Consider the following 17,831-nt stretch of genomic DNA (forward strand, 5'->3'; position numbering starts at 1 on the left):
TCAGCCGAATTCCAACAGACCCATCACCGGGCGGACGGGGTCGAAGATCGGCAGGTGTTGTGTCTGCAGTATGGCGTTGAGAATCACGCCGCGGCCGGACGGCATCGGCAGATCGCGTACCGTCCGCACCCCGGGGACGGTGTTGGCCAGGTCGGCGAACTCTGTGGGCGTCAAGCTGAACGGCATCGGGGGCACGCGGTAGCGCATCGAGGTCGGCAACCCCTTGCGGGTGAGGAAGGCGAAGAACGCCGGCGGCAGGTCGAACATCATCTGGCCACCTGGAAAGCGTTGCGCGCAGGCACGGATCAGCGACATGGATTCCTCGGGCTGCAGGTACATCAGCAGGCCTTCGGCGGTGATGAACACTCCGTGGCTGGTGTCGACGTGGTCCATCCAGCTGAAGTCCAGTGCCGACTGGGCGCACTGCGTGACGCGGTCCGGCTTTGGCAGCAGCTTGTTGCGGAGCTCGATCATGGGCTCCAAATCGACTGACAACCAACGAAAATCATGGCCCAGGCCGGCGGCGTCCAAGCGGTAGAAGCTGGTCTGCAGCCCCTCGGCGAGCGCCACCACGGTGGCCTGCGGATGTTCACGAAGGTAGTCGCCGGTGGTCCGGTCGAACAGCAGCGACCGGAGCGCCATGTCCTGGCGGCGGGTGTAGCCGAACTTGGCGAAATCGAAATCGATCGAATCCACCAGTTGCACTGCCATCGGATCGTCGATCAGGCCGTCCGGGCGCCGCGCCTCGTGCGCACGCACCTGCAGGGTCAGCAGTGCCGTCTCGGAGACACCGGTGAGCGCGCTGCCGCTCACCTTGCCTGGGGTTCCCGTCATGGGCGCGAATGTACCCGCGTTCTGTCGGCCGGTGCCAACGCCGTCGACCGCACGCGCAAAGATGTCGTCAACCGCTGATCGGCTCAGCCGGAAGGAGTCTGCCGTGCCACGCTTTGCGGCCAATCTCTCCATGATGTACACCGAACACGCCTTTCTCGACCGGTTTGCCGCCGCGGCGACCGATGAGTTCACCGCGGTGGAATTCCTCTTCCCGTACGAGTACCCGGCCGAGCAACTGCGCGGTCGCCTCGATGCCGGCGGCCTGCGTCAGGCCTTGTTCAACGCTCCTCCCGGTGATTTCGAGGCAGGGGAACGCGGTATTGCCTCGCTGCCCGGCCGCGAGGCCGAGTTCCGCGACGGGTTCGCCCGCGCACTCGGATACGCCGAAGTGCTGAATTGCGCGCGGGTACACGTGATGGCCGGCCTCGTTCCGCCGGGTGCCCACCGTGAGGAGCGGCTGGCGGTGTACCGCGGCAACCTCACCTGGGCCGTCGATCAGGCCGCGGGTCGCGGTGTCGACGTGCTGATCGAGCCGATCAACCAGCGCGACATGCCCGGCTACCTGCTGAGCCGGCAGGACGAGGCGCACCAGATCGTGGGCGAGATCGGGGCACCGAATCTCAAGGTGCAACTGGACCTGTACCACTGCCAGATCACCGAGGGCGATGTGACGGTCCGGCTGCGCTCGGACATTCCGACCGGCCGTGTCGGGCACGTGCAGATTGCCGGAGTCCCCGATCGGCACGAACCGGACAGCGGCGAGCTGGCGATCGACTACCTGCTCGCGGTCATCGATGAGACCGGTTACGAGGGCTGGGTGGGTTGTGAGTACCGTCCCGCCGCCGGCACCAGTGCGGGATTGGGATGGATGCGAAGAGCGTGCGGGTGAGGCCTCAGCGCAGCACTTTGTCCAGGGTGCGCAGGTTTCTGGTGGTCGTGCAGGATTTGTAGCGCTTCTTGCCCATTGTCTTGCCGATGGCGCTGTCGAGTGTCGCGGCTCGAGGCACCTGCCAGTAGAGCACCCCGTCCCCGCGCCGGATCTTTTCGTCGTCGCCCGGGGTCAGGGCCGCGAGCTCGTCGAGCAAGTCTGCGTCGCTCACGAAGGTGACGTAGGAGTGGTGGTCGGGGACCTCCCGCTCGAACGGATAACCGGCGGAGATCTTCTGCAGGGCGGGCATGTTGTACACCAATACCCACGCCTCGTAGCCGAACGTGTCGCGCAGTGCAGACTCGGCCGTAGTGCGGACCTTTGCAGCATCGGAAGTGCTGTCCAGCAAGACATTTCCGCTTGCCAGAATCGTCCGAACCCCGGTGAACCCAGACGCCTCCATGGCTTTCTTCACGTCGGCCATCTTGAGATTGACGCCTCCCACGTTGATGCCGCGCAGGAACGCGATGTAGCGGGTCACGGCTTCAGCCTAATCAGTCACTTCACCGGCAGCTGGTTCAGATCGGCCTTCGCGGTGGCGGTGATGAGGTGCAGCACCCGTTGGAAGCTGGGGGAGCGCGTCGACACGATCGACGTGTGGTTCTCACCCGGGAGCAATTCGACGCTTGCCCGGCCACCACGCTTCTTGAGCGCCGCGACATAGCGCTGCGAATTGGCCGGTGCCACAACAGTGTCGAGGGTTCCGTGCACCGCGATCACCGGTACCACCGGGTCGAGGTTCTGGATCGGATCGACCGAGGCGTACCGCTGCGGTACCTCTGCCGGGCGGCCGCCGAGCACCGCGACGATGCGCTTGTCGCCGTGGTTGGCGGCGTAGACCATGTCGAGCGGACCGGCCAGCGAGATGACCCTGGTCGGCCGGAAGCGAGGCCGGGATCCGACCTCATCACCGCGCAGGTCCTGCCGGGTGCCGGCCCAGACTGCCAGCTGAGCTCCCGCACTGTGGCCGACGACGAGTGCGTCGTCAATGGCCAACTGCGGATACTGCAGCGCCATCTCGGCGATGTAGTCCATGGCGTGCGCCACGTCGTCGAAAGTGGTCGGCCACCCACCGCCCGATCCCAACCTGCGGTACTCGATGTTGTAGACGGCCATGCCGCGGCTGGTGAGCTCGCGGGCCAATCCGGCGAACACCCCCGCGCCCATCGTGCTCTGCCATCCGCCGCCGTGGATGAGCACCACCAGCGGGACCGAGTTGAACGCATGCGCGCCGGCAGGCAGGTACAGGTCGGCCCAGTTCTGGTCGGGGTACCGGCCGGCGGGATGTGCGTCGGACAGATAGTGGAAGCGGGAGACGGTCACGTCGTGCAGGGTGAGTGCCTCGGGAACCACCGCGACTTGTGCGGACCGCTTTTCCGTCTTCGATTCCGTGTTCGCTTCCGTCGCGCACGACGGCGTGAGACCGACGACGAACAGGGCGGTGAGCAGGATCAGCGCGCACCGGTACCGCCTGCCATGCAGTCCTGGAGTCAGCACAGTGGTCTCTTTCTCGACGCTGCGGGTCAGAAGTCCAGCACCGTGATGGAAGGTCGGATGCGGTGGATCGCGCCGATCCGGTCCAGCCACGGCTCGGCGGCCAGCTTGAACAGGCCGCGGCCGGCCTGCAGGGGTACGTCACGGGCAGATCTCACCCCGGCGATGGCTCCCGGTCCCGTCCCCGCCATCGCCAGGCCCTCGTCGGCGGTCAGCGCGAACGGCATGGGCGGCGCGATGTAGCGGTTGGAGAGGCGCAGACCCTTGAGGGTGCGCCGGCTCACCCAATGCGGAAGCGAGTCGAACATCATCCGCCCGCCGGGAAACCGTGCCGCGCAGTCGGCGATCAGGGTGCGCACGTCAGCGGGTTCCAGGTACATCAGCAGGCCCTCAGCGGTGATGAACACGCCGTCGCGTGTGTCGACCCTGTCCATCCAAGTGCGGTCGAGCGCCGACGAGGCCAGGGACACGATGCGGTCATCATGGGGCAACAGTTTGTCGCGGATCGCGATGACGGGCGGTAGATCGACTGAATACCAGGTCAATTCGTCTGCCAGCCCGGCCTGATCGAGGCGCCAGAAACTGGTCTGCAAGCCCTCGGCAAGTGCTACCACCGCTGCCTTCGGGTGCGTCGACAGGTAGTCGCGGGTCTCGATGTCGAATGCGCGGGCCCGTAGGGCATGGGCCTGGGTGGGCCTGCCGAATTTGCGGTAGTCGTAGTCGATCGAGTCGCGCAGGGCCACCGCCCACGGGTCGCGGATCACGCCGTCGGACCGTCTGGCTTCGAGTCCGCGGTTGCTCAGGGTCCACAACGAGGTCGCCGAGACACCGTCGAGGGTGTTGCCGTCAATCACGCTCATCGAACCGATGGTAAAGACGTAGGCTCGTCACATGGGGCGCCAGGTTTTCGACGACAAGCTTTTGGCCTTGATCGGCGGCAACTCGATGGGAGTTCTCGCGACGATCAAACAGGACGGTCGTCCGCAGCTGTCGAATGTCTCCTACTACTTCGATCCGCGGGCAGTGCAGATACAGGTGTCCATCACCGAGCCCCGGGCCAAGACCCGGAACCTGCGACGTGATCCTCGGGCTTCCATCCACGTCAGCTCCGACGACGGCTGGTCGTATGCGGTAGCCGAGGGTGATGCGATTCTCACGCCGCCTGCCGCGGCGCCCGACGACGAGACGGTCGAGGGGCTTATTGCCTTGTACCGCAACATCGCCGGAGAGCATCCGGACTGGGACGATTACCGGCGTGCCATGGTCGAGGATCGCCGGGTGTTGTTGACCCTGCCGATCACCCACGTATACGGGATGCCGCCGGGCCGCCGGTAATACGCGTGACTATGGCATCGGAGTGGGGCTACGCTGCGGCGTATGGCTGACGACACTCCCGAAGACGAAAACAAGCGCAAATTCCGGGAGGCGCTGGAACGTAAGAAGGCGCAGTCGGCGGGAGGTGCATCGCACGCGGACGGCGGACGTAAGCAGCCGCGGGCGCACGGGCCGGTGGAGAACCGGCGCGAATTCCGTCGTAAGAGCGGCTAGACCAAGGCTCATCTGCGCGGCGGATCGCACTCAGTATTGAGCAGTGATTCGCCGCGCGGACGCCAACCAGCGAGCTGCGACGAGTGCCGCCACCATGACGGCCACGCAGTACACGCCCTGATCCTTCAGACCCCACGCGACCGAGGTCAGTGTGGCCGCCCCGGCCAGGCACAGCAGCCAGCCCACCGCGGCGCTGCGGATCCCGGTGCCGCTCACCGTGCCGCCGTCCCAGAGCGGCAGCGGTGAGTTCTCCAGCGGTCGCAGCGCGACGAACGCCACCGCGACCAGGACGGCCATGATCGCCAACTGCAGCACCGACAGGGCCAGGAATCCGGGCGCGGACGGGTCGTAGCGGTCCAGGCCCAGGTAGTCGAACACCAGGTGCAGGCCCAGCAGGAGCGGCATGTGCCATAGGTACAGCGTCATCGCACCGGAGTTACCGATCGCGGTGAGCCACCACACCCGCGGCCGCTGCGCCCACCGGTTGATGGCAGGGGCTGCGGCAATCGCGAACGCGCACATCATGATTGCGTGACCGGCCAGCAGCAGTGACGGCGGCGTCATGTTCTTCATGTGCTGGGTCTCGATGCCGACCAGGCTCAGCTCGTAGGGTCCGAAGTACAGCAGTCCCAGGTTGACGGCGAGCATGCCGACGCCGATCTTGAGCGCGGCGGCGCTCGACAGCAGGTGGCGACGGTAGGCGACACCGAACACGCCAGGGATCAACCACACCACGGTGTTGAGGTAGCCCAGCGAGGCGTAGCCGTCCATATTGATCCGGATTACGTCGATCGCGGCGATGAATGCGTAAGTCCCGATGACCGCGCCGGCCATCTGCGCGGTCGTGGTGATGCGGGCCAGCAGCGGCACCGCCGCCAACACCAGGACATAGGCGCCGAGGAACCACAGCAGCTGGATGGAGATGCCGGCGATGGGTTCATAGACGTGCTCCGGCAGGACGAACCGCAGCACGGCCAGGGTGACGGTCCAGAAGGCCAGGTAGTAGAACACCGGGCGGTACAGCCGGGTGCAGCGTCGCAGCAGCCACCCGCCCCAGGACGAGCCCGGCTGCCAGGACTGCACCGACGCGGCCACGCCGGCGAAGAAGAACAACGGCATGATCTGGAACACCCAGGTCAGCGCCTGAAAGACGACAGATGCGGTGAGCAGGTTGCTCCAGATGAACACGTCGTCGCGGATCGTGCTCGTCGCCATGACGGTGTGGCCGAACACCACACCGACCAGCGAGACGATCCGGATGACGTCGATGGCCCGGTCCCGCTCAACGGGGGTCCGGGCCTCGACCTCGGCGGGGGACGGGAACAGCCGCTCGGTAGGGGCTTTCTCGGCAGCTGGGTGAGCAGCAAGGGTCATGGCAGAAACGCTATGGCCCAGCAGCCGCGTAGTCCCTAGGTAGAACCACTCAACTTCCGCCGAAACAGCATTCCGGCAGGCTGCTACTCGCAGTTCCTCTGCCGGAATGCCGTTTCGGCGGAGTAGTAGAGCTAGTGGCTGACCGCCCTCTCCGCGCCCACTCCCGTCAGTGATCGGACCTCCATCTCGGCGTTGAGCTCCGGGTCGCCGGTGTCCGAGGATGTGAGTGTGCCGATGATGCCGAGCGCGAAGGCCAGTGGGATGGACACGATGCCCGGGTTGGCCAGGGGGAAGAAATCGAAGTCCGCTCCCGGGATCATCGCGGTCTTGCTGCCCGATACGGCGGGGGAGAACACGATCAGCACGATGGTCGAAATCAGCCCGCCGTACATGCTCCACAGGGCGCCGCGGGTGTTGAACCGCTTCCAGTAGAGCGAGTACACAATCGTCGGCAGGTTGGCCGCAGCTGCCACCGCGAAGGCCAACGCCACCAGGAACGCCACGTTCTGACCGTTGGCCAGGATGCCCAGGCCGATCGCGAACACGCCCAGGACGACCGCGGTGATCCGTGAGACCCGCACCTGCTCGTCCTCGGTCGCTGGGCTTTTTCCGTGGCGGTTGCGCAAGACCGAGGCGTACACGTCGTGCGCGAACGAGGCCGACGCCGTGATGGTCAGGCCGGCCACCACCGCGAGGATGGTCGCGAACGCCACCGCGGAAATGACCCCGAGCAGGATCACCCCGCCGAGTTCGAACGCCAGCAGCGGGGCCGCGGAGTTCACGCCGCCGGCCGCTCCGAGGATCCGGTCCGGGCCGACCAGGGCGGCTGCGCCATACCCGAGCACCAAGGTGAACAGATAGAAGGCGCCGATCAGCGCGATCGCCCAAACCACCGACCGCCGCGCCTCTTTCGCGGTCGGCACGGTGTAGAAGCGCATCAGCACATGCGGCAGGCCCGCGGTGCCGAGCACCAGCGCCAGCGCCAGTGAGATGAAGTTGATCTGCGAAGTGAGCGATCCGCCGTACTGCGCGCCCGGTGCCAGCACGTCGCGGCTCGAGACGCCCTTGGTGGTGGCCTCGGAGATGGCCGATTGCGCCGAGCCGAGGATCTCGGAGAAGTTCAGCCCGAACTTGCTCAGCACCATCACGGTCATCAGCGCCGCGCCGGCGATCAGTAATACGGCTTTGATGATCTGCACCCAGGTGGTGCCCTTCATGCCGCCGACCAGGACGTAGACGATCATCAGGATGCCGACGACGGCGATCACGATCGATTGGCCGGCCCGGCTGTTGACGTCGAGCAGCAGGGCGACCAGGCCGCCGGCCCCGGCCATCTGAGCCAGCAGGTAGAACAGCGACACCGTCAGCGTCGAGATGGCCGCGGCCAGGCGAACCGGCCGCTGCTTGAGCCGGAAGCTCAGCACGTCGGCCATGGTGAATTTGCCGGTGTTGCGCAGCAATTCGGCCACCAGCAGCAGGGCTACCAACCAGGCCACCAGGAAGCCGATGGAGTAGAGGAAGCCGTCGTAGCCGTAGACCGCGATGGCGCCGGCGATACCCAGGAAGCTGGCCGCCGACAGGTAATCACCGGCGATGGCGATGCCATTCTGGGGGCCGGAGAAGCCGCGGCCGCCCGTGAAGAACTCGTCGGCGGTGGCGTTGCGCTTGCTGGCCTTGATCACCACGATCATCGTGACGACGACGAAGAGGCTGAAGATGCCGATGTTGGCGGCAGGGTTGCCGGCGGTCTCTGCGGCGAGTGTCGTGATGGTCATCGGGTGCCTTCCAGCTCTTCGCGGATGGCGGTGGCGCGCGGGTCGAGTTCCCGGTTCGCGAAGCGCACATACAGTCCGGTGATCAGGAATGTGGTGAGGAACTGGCCCAGCCCGATCAGCAGGCCGACATTGACGTTGCCGAACACCCGGATGGCCATGAAGTCGTGGGCGAACGCACCCAGCGCGACGTAGAGGGCGTACCAGATCAGGAAGAACGCGGTCATCGGAAAGACGAAGCGGCGCAAGCGGGTACGCAGTTCCTGGAATTCAGGACTTGCCTGCATGGCGAGGAACTGCTCCCCGGTGGGGGCAACCCTCTCGGGAAGGTCTGTTTCGGTCACCCGAGGACTCCTGACAGTTGACTGTGGGATAGCGGAGAACCTAATTGAGAGCTGGGTCACATGCGACGGGTATCGCGGTCGATACGCCGAATTCGGTGGACGCTGCGCTGAACGGTCGGTCGGGGAGGCTGAGCGGCAGGCCGATCAGCCCGCGGGCACCCGTTCGACGCCCAAGCCGAGGCGCTCCGGCACGTGCATGCGCGCGAAGATCTGCGCGACGCCGGGGGTAGGCCGGGTGAACAGGCTGACGACGATCATCGTGAGGAACGCGACCGGCACGCTGACCGCCGCCGGGTAGCCCACCATCACCGCGGGCCATCCGCCGAGCACTCCGTCGTCGATTCCGCCGCTGATCGCCACGAGCACCGCGCCGCCGCACACACACCCGCCCACCACGAGCCCGCAGGCCGCGCCGATCGCCGTCAGGCCGCGCCACCAGATCCCGAGCACCAGCAACGGGCACAGCGTGGACGCCGCGACGGCGAAGGCCAATCCGACACTGCGGGACAACTCGAGCCCGGACACCATCAGTGACAACGGAATCGGGATCAGCCCGCCGACCACCGCGGCGATCCGGAAATCGCGCACCCGGCCGCGCAGCACATCGGTGGCCAGGGCGCCGGCGATGCTGATCAGCAGGCCCGAGGAGGTGGCCAGGAAGGCCGCGATCGCCCCGGCGGCCACGAGTGCCGCCAGTAGTTGGCCGCCGATCCCGCCGACGGCGGCGCCCGGCGCCAAAAGGACTGCAGCGTCGGCAGTTCCGGTGATGAGCAGCTGCGGTACGTACAACCGGGAGAACACCCCGAGCAGGATCGGGAAGAAGTAGAACACCGACAGCAATGCCACCACCGCGAGCGCGGTGCGCCGGGCGGCCCGACCGTCGGGGTTGGTGTAGAAGCGGACCAGCACATGCGGCAGGCCCATCGTGCCCAGGAACGTCGCGACGATGATCGACAACACCTGGTAGAGCGGATGTCCGCCGCCCAGGCCTCCGCCCGAGGCGATCCACTCACTGCCGGTGCCCGGGGTGCCGGCCACGACGGGCGTGGCGGCGCCGGCCTCCAGCGTCAGCGTGGTGCCCGCACCGAGGGTGTGTTGTCCGGGCGCGTTGATCCTGGCGGACTCGACGTGGCGGCCGTCCAGATCGCCGGACACGGTGATGCCGGCCGGTTCGACCACCTGGACCATGACGGCGGTGTCGATCTGCACGGTGGTCTGCTGTTGCACGGTGGGTGGCAGCGGACCGCCCAATTCGCCGCGGTCACCGATGAACAACCCGAGGAGCGCCAGGGCCGGGACTGCGATGGCGGTCAGCTTGAGCCAGTACTGGAATGCCTGCACGAACGTGATCGACCGCATGCCGCCGGCCACCACATTGGTGATGACGATCGCAGCGACCAGCAGCGGACCGATCCAGACCGGAACGCCCAGAAGCGTTTTCAGTGCGAGCCCGGCTCCCTGATACTGGGGGGCCAGATAGAACAGGCAGATCACCACGACAACGAGCATGGCCACCTTGCGCAGGCGGGCCGAGCCGAGCCGGAACTCGGCGAAGTCGGGCACGGTATAGGCACCCGAACGCCGTAGCGGTGCGGCCACGAACAACAGCACGCCCAGATAGCCCGCGGTGAAACCGACCGGGTACCACAGAGCGTCGGCGCCGTACTTCGCGATCAGCCCGGCCACCCCGAGAAATGAGGCAGCGGACAGGTATTCGCCGGAGATCGCGGCGGCATTCCACTGCGGGCCGACGCTGCGCGAGGCCACCAGGAAGTCGGAGGTGGTGCGCGACAAGCGGACGCCGTAGGAGCCGATGGCGATGGTGGCCACGACCGAGGCCAACAGGGCGGCGGCAGTCAGCGGTGCGCCGCTCATGGTTCGCTGTCGACGACCCGGACGAAATCCCGCTCGCCTTGCTCGGCCAGCCGCACGTACAGCCGTCCCACGCCGTACAACAGCGGGTAGAGCAGCCCGGCCAGGATCAGCCAGTTGAGCCGGATCCCGAACACAGTGAGCGCGGCGAGATCCGGTACGGCGGCATTGAGCAGTACGAGTGCGACCACGACCGTGATCACCACGGCGGTCAGCCGCAATGCGAGGCCCAACTGGGTGCGCACCAGGCCGCGTACCAGTGCGTCGCCCACCTGTGTCTGTTCGGCCACCTCGATACGGGTGCGGACCATCCGGGTGCCGCGGCGGTGGGCCAGCACCACCCGCTGGCGTTCGGCGGCGGGCCGCCCGGCGGGCCCAGGACGCTCACTCATCGTTGCCCGCCGGTTTGAGGGAACGCATCGGATCGCGGACCAGCCGGTCACGCAGTTCACGGGCCTGCCGCCGGCTCACCGGAAGTTCCACGGCGGGAGAAGTTCCGTTGGCGCGCAACCGCACCAGTACCGCGCCGTCGGCCGTACGCAGCCCGGTGACCTCCCGCAGTGATACCAGGTACGACCGATGGATGCGCTGGAACCCGTGGTCGCGCCAGCGGGTCTCCAAGGTGCTCAACGGGATTCGCACCAGGTGGGCGCCGGTGGCCGAATGCAGCCGCGCGTAGTCACCCTCGGCTTCGACCCAGCCGATACTGTCGCGGGGCACCAGGTGGGTGATGCCGCCCAGTTCGGCGGGGACCACATTCCAATCCTGGTCCTCGGGCTGGTCCGCCGTGGCCCGGGCGGGCGGCGCGGCGGGAACCCCGGCGGCAACGCGGCGCACGGCCTCGTCCAAGCGGTTCTGCCGGATCGGTTTGAGCAGATAGTCGACGGCGCCCACATCGAAGGCCGCCACCGCCTTATCCTCGTGGGCCGTCACGAACACCACGGCGGGCCGGTTCGTGTAATTGGCCAGCACACCGGCCAATTCGATGCCGGACAGACCGGGCATGTTGATGTCGAGGAACACCGCGTCGATCGTGTGCTGATTGAGTTCGCGCAGTGCCGAGGTGGCGTCGGACGCAGTGTGCACCGCGCCGATGTCGGGGTGCCGGCCCAGCAGATAGGCGAGCTCGTCGAGGGCGGGTGCCTCGTCGTCGACGGCGAGCACGGTCAGGTGGGAGCTCACCCCAACGCACCTCCGCCGGCTCGGACCCCTGAGCGGAACTTCGGCACGCGCATCACCACTTTGGTGCCCGCACCGACCGCTGTCTCGACCACAAGACCGTAATCGTTGCCGAATGCCGCGCGCAGCCGATGGTCCACATTCGTCAGCCCGACATGGGCGGATTCACCGGTGCGGTCGGCCAGTGCGTCACCTGGGCCGGCGCGCAGCGTGTCGGGATCCATGCCTGCGCCGTCGTCTTCGACGGTGATGACGCATTCGGTGCCCGCATCGCGGGCGACGATCTCCACCGATCCGCCGCCGTTGCCGGCCAGCCCGTGCCGGACGGCGTTTTCCACCAGGGGTTGCAGCGCCAGGAACGGCACCACGACATTGAGCACCTCGGGGGCCACCTGCAGCCGTACCTTCAGATTGGTGCCGAACCGGGCCCGCTCCAAGGTCAGATAGCGGTCGATGTTGCGCAGCTCGTCGGCCAGCGTCGTGTACTGCCCGGCCGCGCGGAACGAGTAGCGGGTGAAATCGGCGAACTCCAGGATCAGTTCGCGGGCCCGGTCCGGATCGGTGCGGACGAACGAGGCAATCGTGTTGAGCGCGTTGTAGATGAAGTGCGGGCTGATCTGTGCGCGTAGTGCCAGCACCTCGGCCCGATCCAGACGGGCACGCGACGCGTCGAGCTCGGCCAGCTCGATCTGGCTGGCGGCGTAGCGGGCCACCTCGCCGACCGCGCCGAGCATGCCCGGCCCTGGGCTGGCCGGGGCCAGCACCACCAGGGCGCCGAGTACCTCGCCGCCCTCGGTCAGCAGCGGCTGTGCCACGACAGCTGTCGACCGTTCGGTGTGCAGTACCCGGCGACCAGCACTGATCGATTCCCGTGCGGTGTCGGCACAGGCCTCGACGGTCCCGGACTGCCAGATGGCCGGGTCCTCGTGGTCACGGGCCAGCAGTGCCGCATCGTCGTCGAACAGGGCAAGCCCCGGGGTGCCGGTCAGCTCGCGCAGATAGGGCGCCGCGGTGTGAGCGGATTCGGTGTCCAGGCCCTGCCGCAACGCACGGGCGGCCTGCGCCGCGGTGTGCAGTGCGGCATGGACGGCGCGTTCGGTGGGGGTGGCCACCACCCGTCGGGTGCGCACCACGACCACGGCGGCGACCGCCGCCAAGATCAGCGCCAGGGCCAGCGCGACTGCAACCTCGCCGGACATCGTGCGGCCAACTCTAAACCGCCTATTGAACGGGGCAAGCGTACTTTCTGGCCACGTCGTACACCCGCTGCTCCGAACCGGGGCCGAAAACGCCTTGCGCGGCCAGCTCCAAACCGATGTATCCCGGTACGCCGCCCATACATGCCTGGTGAGCGACGCGCCACGCGGTATCGGGATTCAGGTGGAATCCGTTGCGCTCCAGGCCCTGCATGTAGTCATCGAATGCCGGGGTGCCCTGGTCGGGGATGGCGTTGGCCGTGGCGGCCAGCGCAATCGCGGTCACGAAGGCTGCGAAAAGAGGCGCAATCACACGTCTCATGTCCAACTCCTATGGGCATATCCACCGGTTAACGCGTACACATTCGCACACTCCACCGACACAAACGTCAAAAACGTGTCTAGTCCTAGACTGGCGACGTGGGAAAGCTGCAGCTAGTCCAAGACCCGGAGGCCGACGCCCTGCTGGAGTCCAACCCGTTCGCGCTCCTGGTCGGGATGTTGTTGGATCAGCAGATTCCGATGGAGACCGCGTTCGCCGGGCCCAAGAAGATCGCGGACCGTCTCGGTGACGTCGACGCCCGGGAAATCGCCGACTACAACCCGGACAAATTCATCGCGCTGGTATCGCAAACCCCTGCCATCCACCGGTTTCCGGGGTCGATGGGCAAGCGGGTGCAGGACCTCGCGCGGGCCATCGTCGACGAGTACGACGGTGACGTGACGGCGCTGTGGACCGGGGGCGACCCCGACGGCAAAGAGGTGCTGCGCCGGCTCAAGCGGCTGCCCGGGTTCGGTGACCAGAAGGCCCGGATCTTCTTGGCGCTGTTGGGCAAGCAGTACGGCGTGACGCCGACGGGCTGGAGGGAGGCCGCGGGGGACTACGGCACTGCCGGCAGCTTCATGTCGGTGGCCGACGTGGTCGACCCCGGGTCGTTGCAGAAGGTGCGCACGCACAAGAAGCAGATGAAGGCTGCCGCGAAGGAAGCCAAGGCCGCCAAAGGCTGAGGTTCAGGACGGCGACCGTGCACGCAGATCGCGTGTCGGCGCGGAATCGGGATCTGTACGCACAGTCGGCGGATACCGGTGGGCGACATATGCGATGGTGAAGATATGGCGAAGACACATCTGAACTGCCCGTGCGGCGAAGCGATCAGCGGTACCGACGAAGACGACCTGGTCGAGAAGGCTCAGGCGCATCTGGCCCAGCAGCACCCCGGGCGCGAGTACGACCGGGAAATGATCCTCTTCATGGCTTACTGATCGACGGCCTACGCAGGCCCCCAGACTTAAGACAGCCCACACAAAATTCCCGGTCGCCAGCCATGAGGCAAGCGACCGGGAATTTCGTTTCCCCATTCATATGGTGTGGTCAGGGCACCACCGTGGATCCGATGGTGGGCATGAACTGGCACTGCTTCTCGGTGGTCGTGACCTGTCCGAAGACCGTGGTCATGATGCTGCCGGAGCCCGTGTCGGCGATCGCGGTCAGCGTGGTCGGTCCTTCGGGGTTGAGGTCCGGGCGAGGCTGAAGTGTCACGCTGCCGGACTTGCCGGTCGTCAGGTTCACCCACGTGGCGTTCAGCGGCAACTTCTGCTCGGCGGCCGGGCCCGGGGTGCCGATTGCGGTGAACACGTACGCGGTCTGGCCGGGTTTCGGGCCGGGCAGCGGGATCGTGGCCGGGCCGGCAACCGAGATCGCCGTCGCCAGAACGTTTCCGCCGTCCTTGAGGCAACCGTTGCTGATCGACGGGTACATGAAGTCCTGCGTCGTCGGCGTGTCAGGCCCGAAGCCCGGAGGCGGTGGCGTCGGCGCCGGGGCAGGCACCGCTTCGGGGGCGGGGATCGTGGCTGCCGCCGGAACAGCCGCGGGCGCGGGTGCCGCTTCGGGCGCCGGTGCCGCAGCCGCCGCCGGAGCGGGTGCCGGGGCAGGTGCGGCTTCGGGAGCCGGAGCCGGCAGTGCCTCAGGGGCCGGCCCGGCCGCGTGGGCCGGGTCGACACCCATCGGCAGGTGAGCGTCGCCGCCGGCGCCCAGAGCAGGAACATGCTCGGGTGCGGCGACGGGTTGTGCCGCGAAATGGTTGACCGCTGTCGCGACGTTGCGGGATTCAGCCGATTCCGATTTGTTGGCAGAGAACGCCTGCGCGGCCGCCATCAGCAGCTGCACGGCGCCCCCGGGATCGGCTGCGGCCTGCTGGATGATCGGGCTCAGGTTCTCCATAGCCGGCAGCCCGGGCGCCTGCACCGCGTCGATCGGCAGCGGTGCCGGATCGGCGTTCGCTACGGCGCTGCTGAACAGCAACAGGGTGGTGGACCCGACTGCAGCGGCGGTGCCGAACATCGTTTTCAGAGACATACGCGGTGTCATGGCGTTCCCAATCGTTTCGGGCGGTCAGACCGGTTCGGGTATCAGGGCAGGCCAGCGGTGAACAGCGGAGCCAGCGCCGCGACCTCGGGGTTGAGGGCAGCGGGAGCGGCAGCTGCCGGAGCCGCAACAGCCGGAGCTGCCGCCGCTGCCGGGGTCAATGGGGCCGCGGCGGCGGGCAGGGCAGTCTGTGCCGCAACCGGAGCCAGCGAGGCCAGATCACCCGGGATGTTCACCTTCTGGGGCAGCGGGAAGGGCATCCCGGGCACCTGTGGGATGGTCAGCTCGGCCGACGGGATCAGCGAGGCCGGGCCCGAGACAGGTGCGGTCGCGGCCGGAACCGCCGGTGCGGCAGCCGGTGCGGTGGGCAAGCCCGGCATCAGAGATCCCAGGGGGGCATTGGCTGCTGCCGGCGAGACGGCCGTGGGTGCCTGCGGCAGCGTCACCGAGGCGGTGGCTCCCGGTGCCGGCGCCGGTGCGGCGGCAGGAGTGCCGCTCAACGCGGAGCTCACACCCTGCAGCAGTTGCGGCGCGGCGGCCGGCACGCCGGCGAGTTGATTGACGATCGGCAGGTTCGGCGCGGGGACCGGGGCCGGGGCCACCGGTTCGGCGTTCGCTGCGGCGCTGAGGGCCAACGCGACCGGGACTGCGCCGGCGGCCGCGATCATGCTGGTGGAAACTGCTTTCCAGGTGAAGATCATGGTTCTCCCAATCGGTTGCTTGACGTCTGAAGGCGAACCTACGGCGTTACTGATGGGACTCAAGTGACACGTGTGGCGGTTATTCAACCGTTACTGCACCGGCTGAATTCGTTATCTCGCAGTGCCTTGGCCGTGACGCGCCGGGCCCGGGAGCCTCGCGCTGAGCGGGCACCACGCCGGCGTGACAAACCGCCGAGGGGACAGATCGGGCGGGTCGCTAAAGTCGTGTCCGTTAACACCGAACCGGCCACCCACGTCTCAGCAACCGCGCGGCTCTACCGTCTTGCGCCCGCGTTGCTGGTCCTCAGCATTGCGGCGCGCCTGGCGTGGACGTATCTCGTTCCCAACGGCGCCAACTTCGTCGACCTGCACGTCTACGTCGGCGGCGCCGCCACCCTGGACGGCCCCGGCGCGCTCTATGACTACGTCTACGCCGACCAGACACCGGATTTCCCACTGCCTTTCACCTATCCGCCGTTCGCCGCGGTGGTGTTCTACCCACTGCATCTGCTGCCCTTCGGGCTGGTCGCGTTCTGCTGGCAACTCGGCATCATCGCCGCGCTGTACGGCGTGGTGCGGGTCAGTCAGCTGTTGCTGGGCGGCCCGGCGCCCCGGCGTGTCGCGATGTTGTGGACGGCCGTCGGCATCTGGACCGAGCCGCTGCGCAGCACCTTCGACTACGGGCAGGTCAACGTCGTCCTGGTGTTGGCGGTGCTGTATGCCGTCTACAGCAACCGCTGGTGGCTGTCGGGCTTGCTGGTCGGCGTGGCGGCCGGGGTGAAGCTCACGCCCGCTGTGTCGGGGCTCTACTTCCTCGGCGCACGGCGCTGGGGCACCGCGGCCTTCTCGGCCGTGGTGTTCTTCGGCACGGTGGCGGTGTCGGCGTTGGTGATCGGGGACCAGGCGCGCCGGTACTTCACCGAACTGCTCGGTGACGCGAGTCGGATCGGTCCCATCGGAACGTCCTTCAACCAATCCTGGCGCGGCGGAATCTCCCGGATCCTCGGCCACGACGCGGGATACGGTCCGGCCGTGCTGCTCGGCATCGCCGTCACCGCAGTCCTTGCGGTGCTGGCCTGGCGGGCCATCGGTGGCAGCACCGACAGGCTGGGTGCGATCGTGATCGTGAGCCTGTTCGGGTTGCTGCTTTCACCGATTTCGTGGACGCACCACTGGGTCTGGCTGATACCGCTGATGATCTGGTTGCTGCACGGACCGCTGGCCGACCGGGTCGGAGCGCAGATCCTGGGCTGGGGCTGGCTGGCGCTGACACTGGTCGGTGTGCCGTGGCTGCTCAGCTTCGCGCAGCCGACGATCTGGGAAATCGGCCGGCCCTGGTACCTGGCCTGGGCCGGGCTGGTCTACATCGTCGCGACGCTGGCGACGCTGGCCTGGATCGCGCTCAGCCAGGCTGGTCGGACAGAATCCGATTGATCTCCTTGGCCATCTGAACGTCCTTTTCGGTGATCCCGCCGGCGGAATGCGTCACCAAGGCGAAAGTGACGGTGCGCCAGCGGATGTCGATGTCCGGATGGTGGTCTTTCTCCTCGGCGAATTCAGCCACGCGGCGTACCGCGTCGATACCGTCGAGGAACGTCGGGAATTTGGTGGATCTGCGCAGGGCGCCCGCCGCGCGTTCCCAGCCCGGCAGATCGGGCAGTGCGGCGTCGACCTGATCGTTCGATAACACGGCCATATGCCCGACGGTATACCGTCAGGCGCGATGGAAGAACAGATCGTCGTAGCCGGTGCCCTGTTCTCGGAATCCGGACTGTTGGTCGCCCAACGGCAACGGCCGCCGGAGCTTGCCGGCCTGTGGGAACTGCCCGGAGGCAAGGTGGCCTCCGGCGAGAGTGACGCCGACGCCTTGGCGCGCGAGCTCCGGGAGGAGCTGGGCGTCGAGGTGAGTGTCGGTGCGCGTCTGGGTGCGGACGTGGCATTGCAGTCCGGTATGACGCTGCGCGCCTACCGGGCAACGCTGACCGCCGGCAGCCCGCAACCGCACGATCACCGCGCGCTGCGCTGGGTCACCACCGACGAACTCGACGCTCTGCCATGGGTACCCGCCGACCGGGCCTGGCTGGCGGATCTGGCGGCCGTGCTCGGCCCGAAACGCGATTGAACAACACCGATGTTGTAGATAACGTTTCAGTGAAACCAACGCGCGCGTCGTAGGTGAATGTTTCGCTAGACGGGTGACCACGGCAAGCACGCCGTACCTGGG

General features: G+C 67.2%; 22 protein-coding genes. 7 read left to right on the forward strand and 15 right to left on the reverse strand.

Annotated features, from left to right (window positions below; genetic code table 11):
* Positions 1-834 carry a class I SAM-dependent methyltransferase gene (locus tag ACZYZF_RS16730; protein ID WP_463746355.1) on the reverse strand — a complete coding sequence of 278 codons (834 nt, stop codon included), beginning with the start codon at positions 832-834 and terminating at the stop codon, positions 1-3.
* Positions 835-937: 103 nt separating this feature from the next.
* On the opposite strand from ACZYZF_RS16730, the gene otnI reads away from it, so the two are divergent.
* The gene (otnI, locus tag ACZYZF_RS16735; protein WP_463746356.1) at positions 938-1,723 is read left to right on the forward strand and encodes a 2-oxo-tetronate isomerase; all 786 of its coding nucleotides are present in this window, start codon (positions 938-940) and stop codon (positions 1,721-1,723) included.
* 4 nt (positions 1,724-1,727) lie between these two features.
* On the opposite strand, the gene ACZYZF_RS16740 is transcribed toward otnI, so the two are convergent.
* The 3 genes from ACZYZF_RS16740 to ACZYZF_RS16750 all read right to left on the reverse strand — a co-directional run bounded on the left by ACZYZF_RS16740 (position 1,728) and on the right by ACZYZF_RS16750 (position 4,116).
* The gene (locus tag ACZYZF_RS16740; protein ID WP_463746357.1) at positions 1,728-2,243 is read right to left on the reverse strand and encodes a DUF1697 domain-containing protein; all 516 of its coding nucleotides are present in this window, start codon (positions 2,241-2,243) and stop codon (positions 1,728-1,730) included.
* A 17-nt stretch (positions 2,244-2,260) separates the two neighbouring features.
* Positions 2,261-3,214, reverse strand: coding sequence for an alpha/beta hydrolase family protein (locus ACZYZF_RS16745; protein WP_463836370.1), 954 nt, complete (start codon positions 3,212-3,214; stop codon positions 2,261-2,263).
* A 71-nt stretch (positions 3,215-3,285) separates the two neighbouring features.
* Positions 3,286-4,116, reverse strand: coding sequence for a class I SAM-dependent methyltransferase (locus ACZYZF_RS16750; RefSeq protein WP_463836319.1), 831 nt, complete (start codon positions 4,114-4,116; stop codon positions 3,286-3,288).
* A 31-nt stretch (positions 4,117-4,147) separates the two neighbouring features.
* Between ACZYZF_RS16750 and ACZYZF_RS16755 the strand changes: the two genes are divergently transcribed.
* Positions 4,148-4,591 carry a PPOX class F420-dependent oxidoreductase gene (locus ACZYZF_RS16755; protein WP_463746359.1) on the forward strand — a complete coding sequence of 148 codons (444 nt, stop codon included), beginning with the start codon at positions 4,148-4,150 and terminating at the stop codon, positions 4,589-4,591.
* 42 nt (positions 4,592-4,633) lie between these two features.
* Entirely contained in the window at positions 4,634-4,804 is a 171-nt protein-coding gene (locus ACZYZF_RS16760) for a DUF5302 domain-containing protein (RefSeq protein ID WP_463836320.1), read from the forward strand.
* Between the two features lie 30 nt (positions 4,805-4,834).
* Here ACZYZF_RS16760 and ACZYZF_RS16765 read toward each other — a convergent pair whose 3' ends face one another.
* From ACZYZF_RS16765 to ACZYZF_RS16800, 8 genes are all read right to left on the reverse strand, one after another.
* Positions 4,835-6,178, reverse strand: a complete 1,344-nt coding sequence (locus tag ACZYZF_RS16765) for an acyltransferase family protein (protein ID WP_463836321.1) — start codon at positions 6,176-6,178, stop codon at positions 4,835-4,837.
* Between the two features lie 131 nt (positions 6,179-6,309).
* Positions 6,310-7,953, reverse strand: a complete 1,644-nt coding sequence (locus ACZYZF_RS16770; RefSeq protein ID WP_463836322.1) for a solute symporter family protein — start codon at positions 7,951-7,953, stop codon at positions 6,310-6,312.
* Complete coding sequence (locus tag ACZYZF_RS16775; RefSeq protein WP_463746363.1) at positions 7,950-8,294, reverse strand: DUF485 domain-containing protein; 345 nt, start codon at positions 8,292-8,294, stop codon at positions 7,950-7,952. Before ACZYZF_RS16775 ends, ACZYZF_RS16770 begins: the two co-directional genes overlap by 4 nt.
* Before the next feature lie 144 nt (positions 8,295-8,438).
* Positions 8,439-10,169, reverse strand: coding sequence for a sodium/solute symporter (locus ACZYZF_RS16780; protein WP_463836323.1), 1,731 nt, complete (start codon positions 10,167-10,169; stop codon positions 8,439-8,441).
* Entirely contained in the window at positions 10,166-10,558 is a 393-nt protein-coding gene (locus ACZYZF_RS16785) for a hypothetical protein (protein WP_463836324.1), read from the reverse strand. The genes ACZYZF_RS16780 and ACZYZF_RS16785 overlap by 4 nt, the downstream gene beginning before the upstream one ends.
* Positions 10,551-11,348: a LytR/AlgR family response regulator transcription factor gene (locus ACZYZF_RS16790; protein WP_463746364.1), complete on the reverse strand. Its 798-nt coding sequence runs from the start codon at positions 11,346-11,348 to the stop codon at positions 10,551-10,553. The genes ACZYZF_RS16785 and ACZYZF_RS16790 overlap by 8 nt, the downstream gene beginning before the upstream one ends.
* Positions 11,345-12,544 carry a sensor histidine kinase gene (locus ACZYZF_RS16795; protein WP_463746365.1) on the reverse strand — a complete coding sequence of 400 codons (1,200 nt, stop codon included), beginning with the start codon at positions 12,542-12,544 and terminating at the stop codon, positions 11,345-11,347. The genes ACZYZF_RS16790 and ACZYZF_RS16795 overlap by 4 nt, the downstream gene beginning before the upstream one ends.
* Before the next feature lie 22 nt (positions 12,545-12,566).
* The gene (locus tag ACZYZF_RS16800) at positions 12,567-12,863 is read right to left on the reverse strand and encodes a DUF732 domain-containing protein (RefSeq protein ID WP_463746366.1); all 297 of its coding nucleotides are present in this window, start codon (positions 12,861-12,863) and stop codon (positions 12,567-12,569) included.
* 98 nt (positions 12,864-12,961) lie between these two features.
* Between ACZYZF_RS16800 and ACZYZF_RS16805 the strand changes: the two genes are divergently transcribed.
* Together ACZYZF_RS16805 and ACZYZF_RS16810 are read left to right on the forward strand one after the other, a co-directional pair.
* A complete protein-coding gene (locus ACZYZF_RS16805; RefSeq protein ID WP_463746367.1) occupies positions 12,962-13,549 on the forward strand; it encodes an HhH-GPD-type base excision DNA repair protein in 588 nt (195 codons plus the stop codon).
* A 105-nt stretch (positions 13,550-13,654) separates the two neighbouring features.
* Positions 13,655-13,804, forward strand: a complete 150-nt coding sequence (locus ACZYZF_RS16810; protein ID WP_003882209.1) for a DUF1059 domain-containing protein — start codon at positions 13,655-13,657, stop codon at positions 13,802-13,804.
* A 109-nt stretch (positions 13,805-13,913) separates the two neighbouring features.
* Here the strand turns inward: ACZYZF_RS16810 and ACZYZF_RS16815 are convergent, their stop codons facing one another.
* Together ACZYZF_RS16815 and ACZYZF_RS16820 are read right to left on the reverse strand one after the other, a co-directional pair.
* Entirely contained in the window at positions 13,914-14,897 is a 984-nt protein-coding gene (locus tag ACZYZF_RS16815; protein WP_463746368.1) for an Rv1157c family protein, read from the reverse strand.
* Positions 14,898-14,950: 53 nt separating this feature from the next.
* Positions 14,951-15,607, reverse strand: coding sequence for a hypothetical protein (locus ACZYZF_RS16820; RefSeq protein WP_463746369.1), 657 nt, complete (start codon positions 15,605-15,607; stop codon positions 14,951-14,953).
* A gap of 225 nt (positions 15,608-15,832) precedes the next feature.
* On the opposite strand from ACZYZF_RS16820, the gene ACZYZF_RS16825 reads away from it, so the two are divergent.
* Entirely contained in the window at positions 15,833-17,041 is a 1,209-nt protein-coding gene (locus ACZYZF_RS16825; protein WP_463746370.1) for a mannosyltransferase, read from the forward strand.
* On the opposite strand, the gene ACZYZF_RS16830 is transcribed toward ACZYZF_RS16825, so the two are convergent.
* Positions 17,010-17,303 carry a 4a-hydroxytetrahydrobiopterin dehydratase gene (locus tag ACZYZF_RS16830; RefSeq protein WP_441957819.1) on the reverse strand — a complete coding sequence of 98 codons (294 nt, stop codon included), beginning with the start codon at positions 17,301-17,303 and terminating at the stop codon, positions 17,010-17,012. The genes ACZYZF_RS16825 and ACZYZF_RS16830 overlap by 32 nt on opposite strands.
* A 27-nt stretch (positions 17,304-17,330) precedes the next feature.
* Between ACZYZF_RS16830 and ACZYZF_RS16835 the strand changes: the two genes are divergently transcribed.
* Entirely contained in the window at positions 17,331-17,729 is a 399-nt protein-coding gene (locus ACZYZF_RS16835) for a (deoxy)nucleoside triphosphate pyrophosphohydrolase (protein ID WP_463746371.1), read from the forward strand.
* Positions 17,730-17,831: the final 102 nt, after the last annotated feature.

The organism is Mycobacterium sp. IDUB_24, from assembly GCF_055419385.1.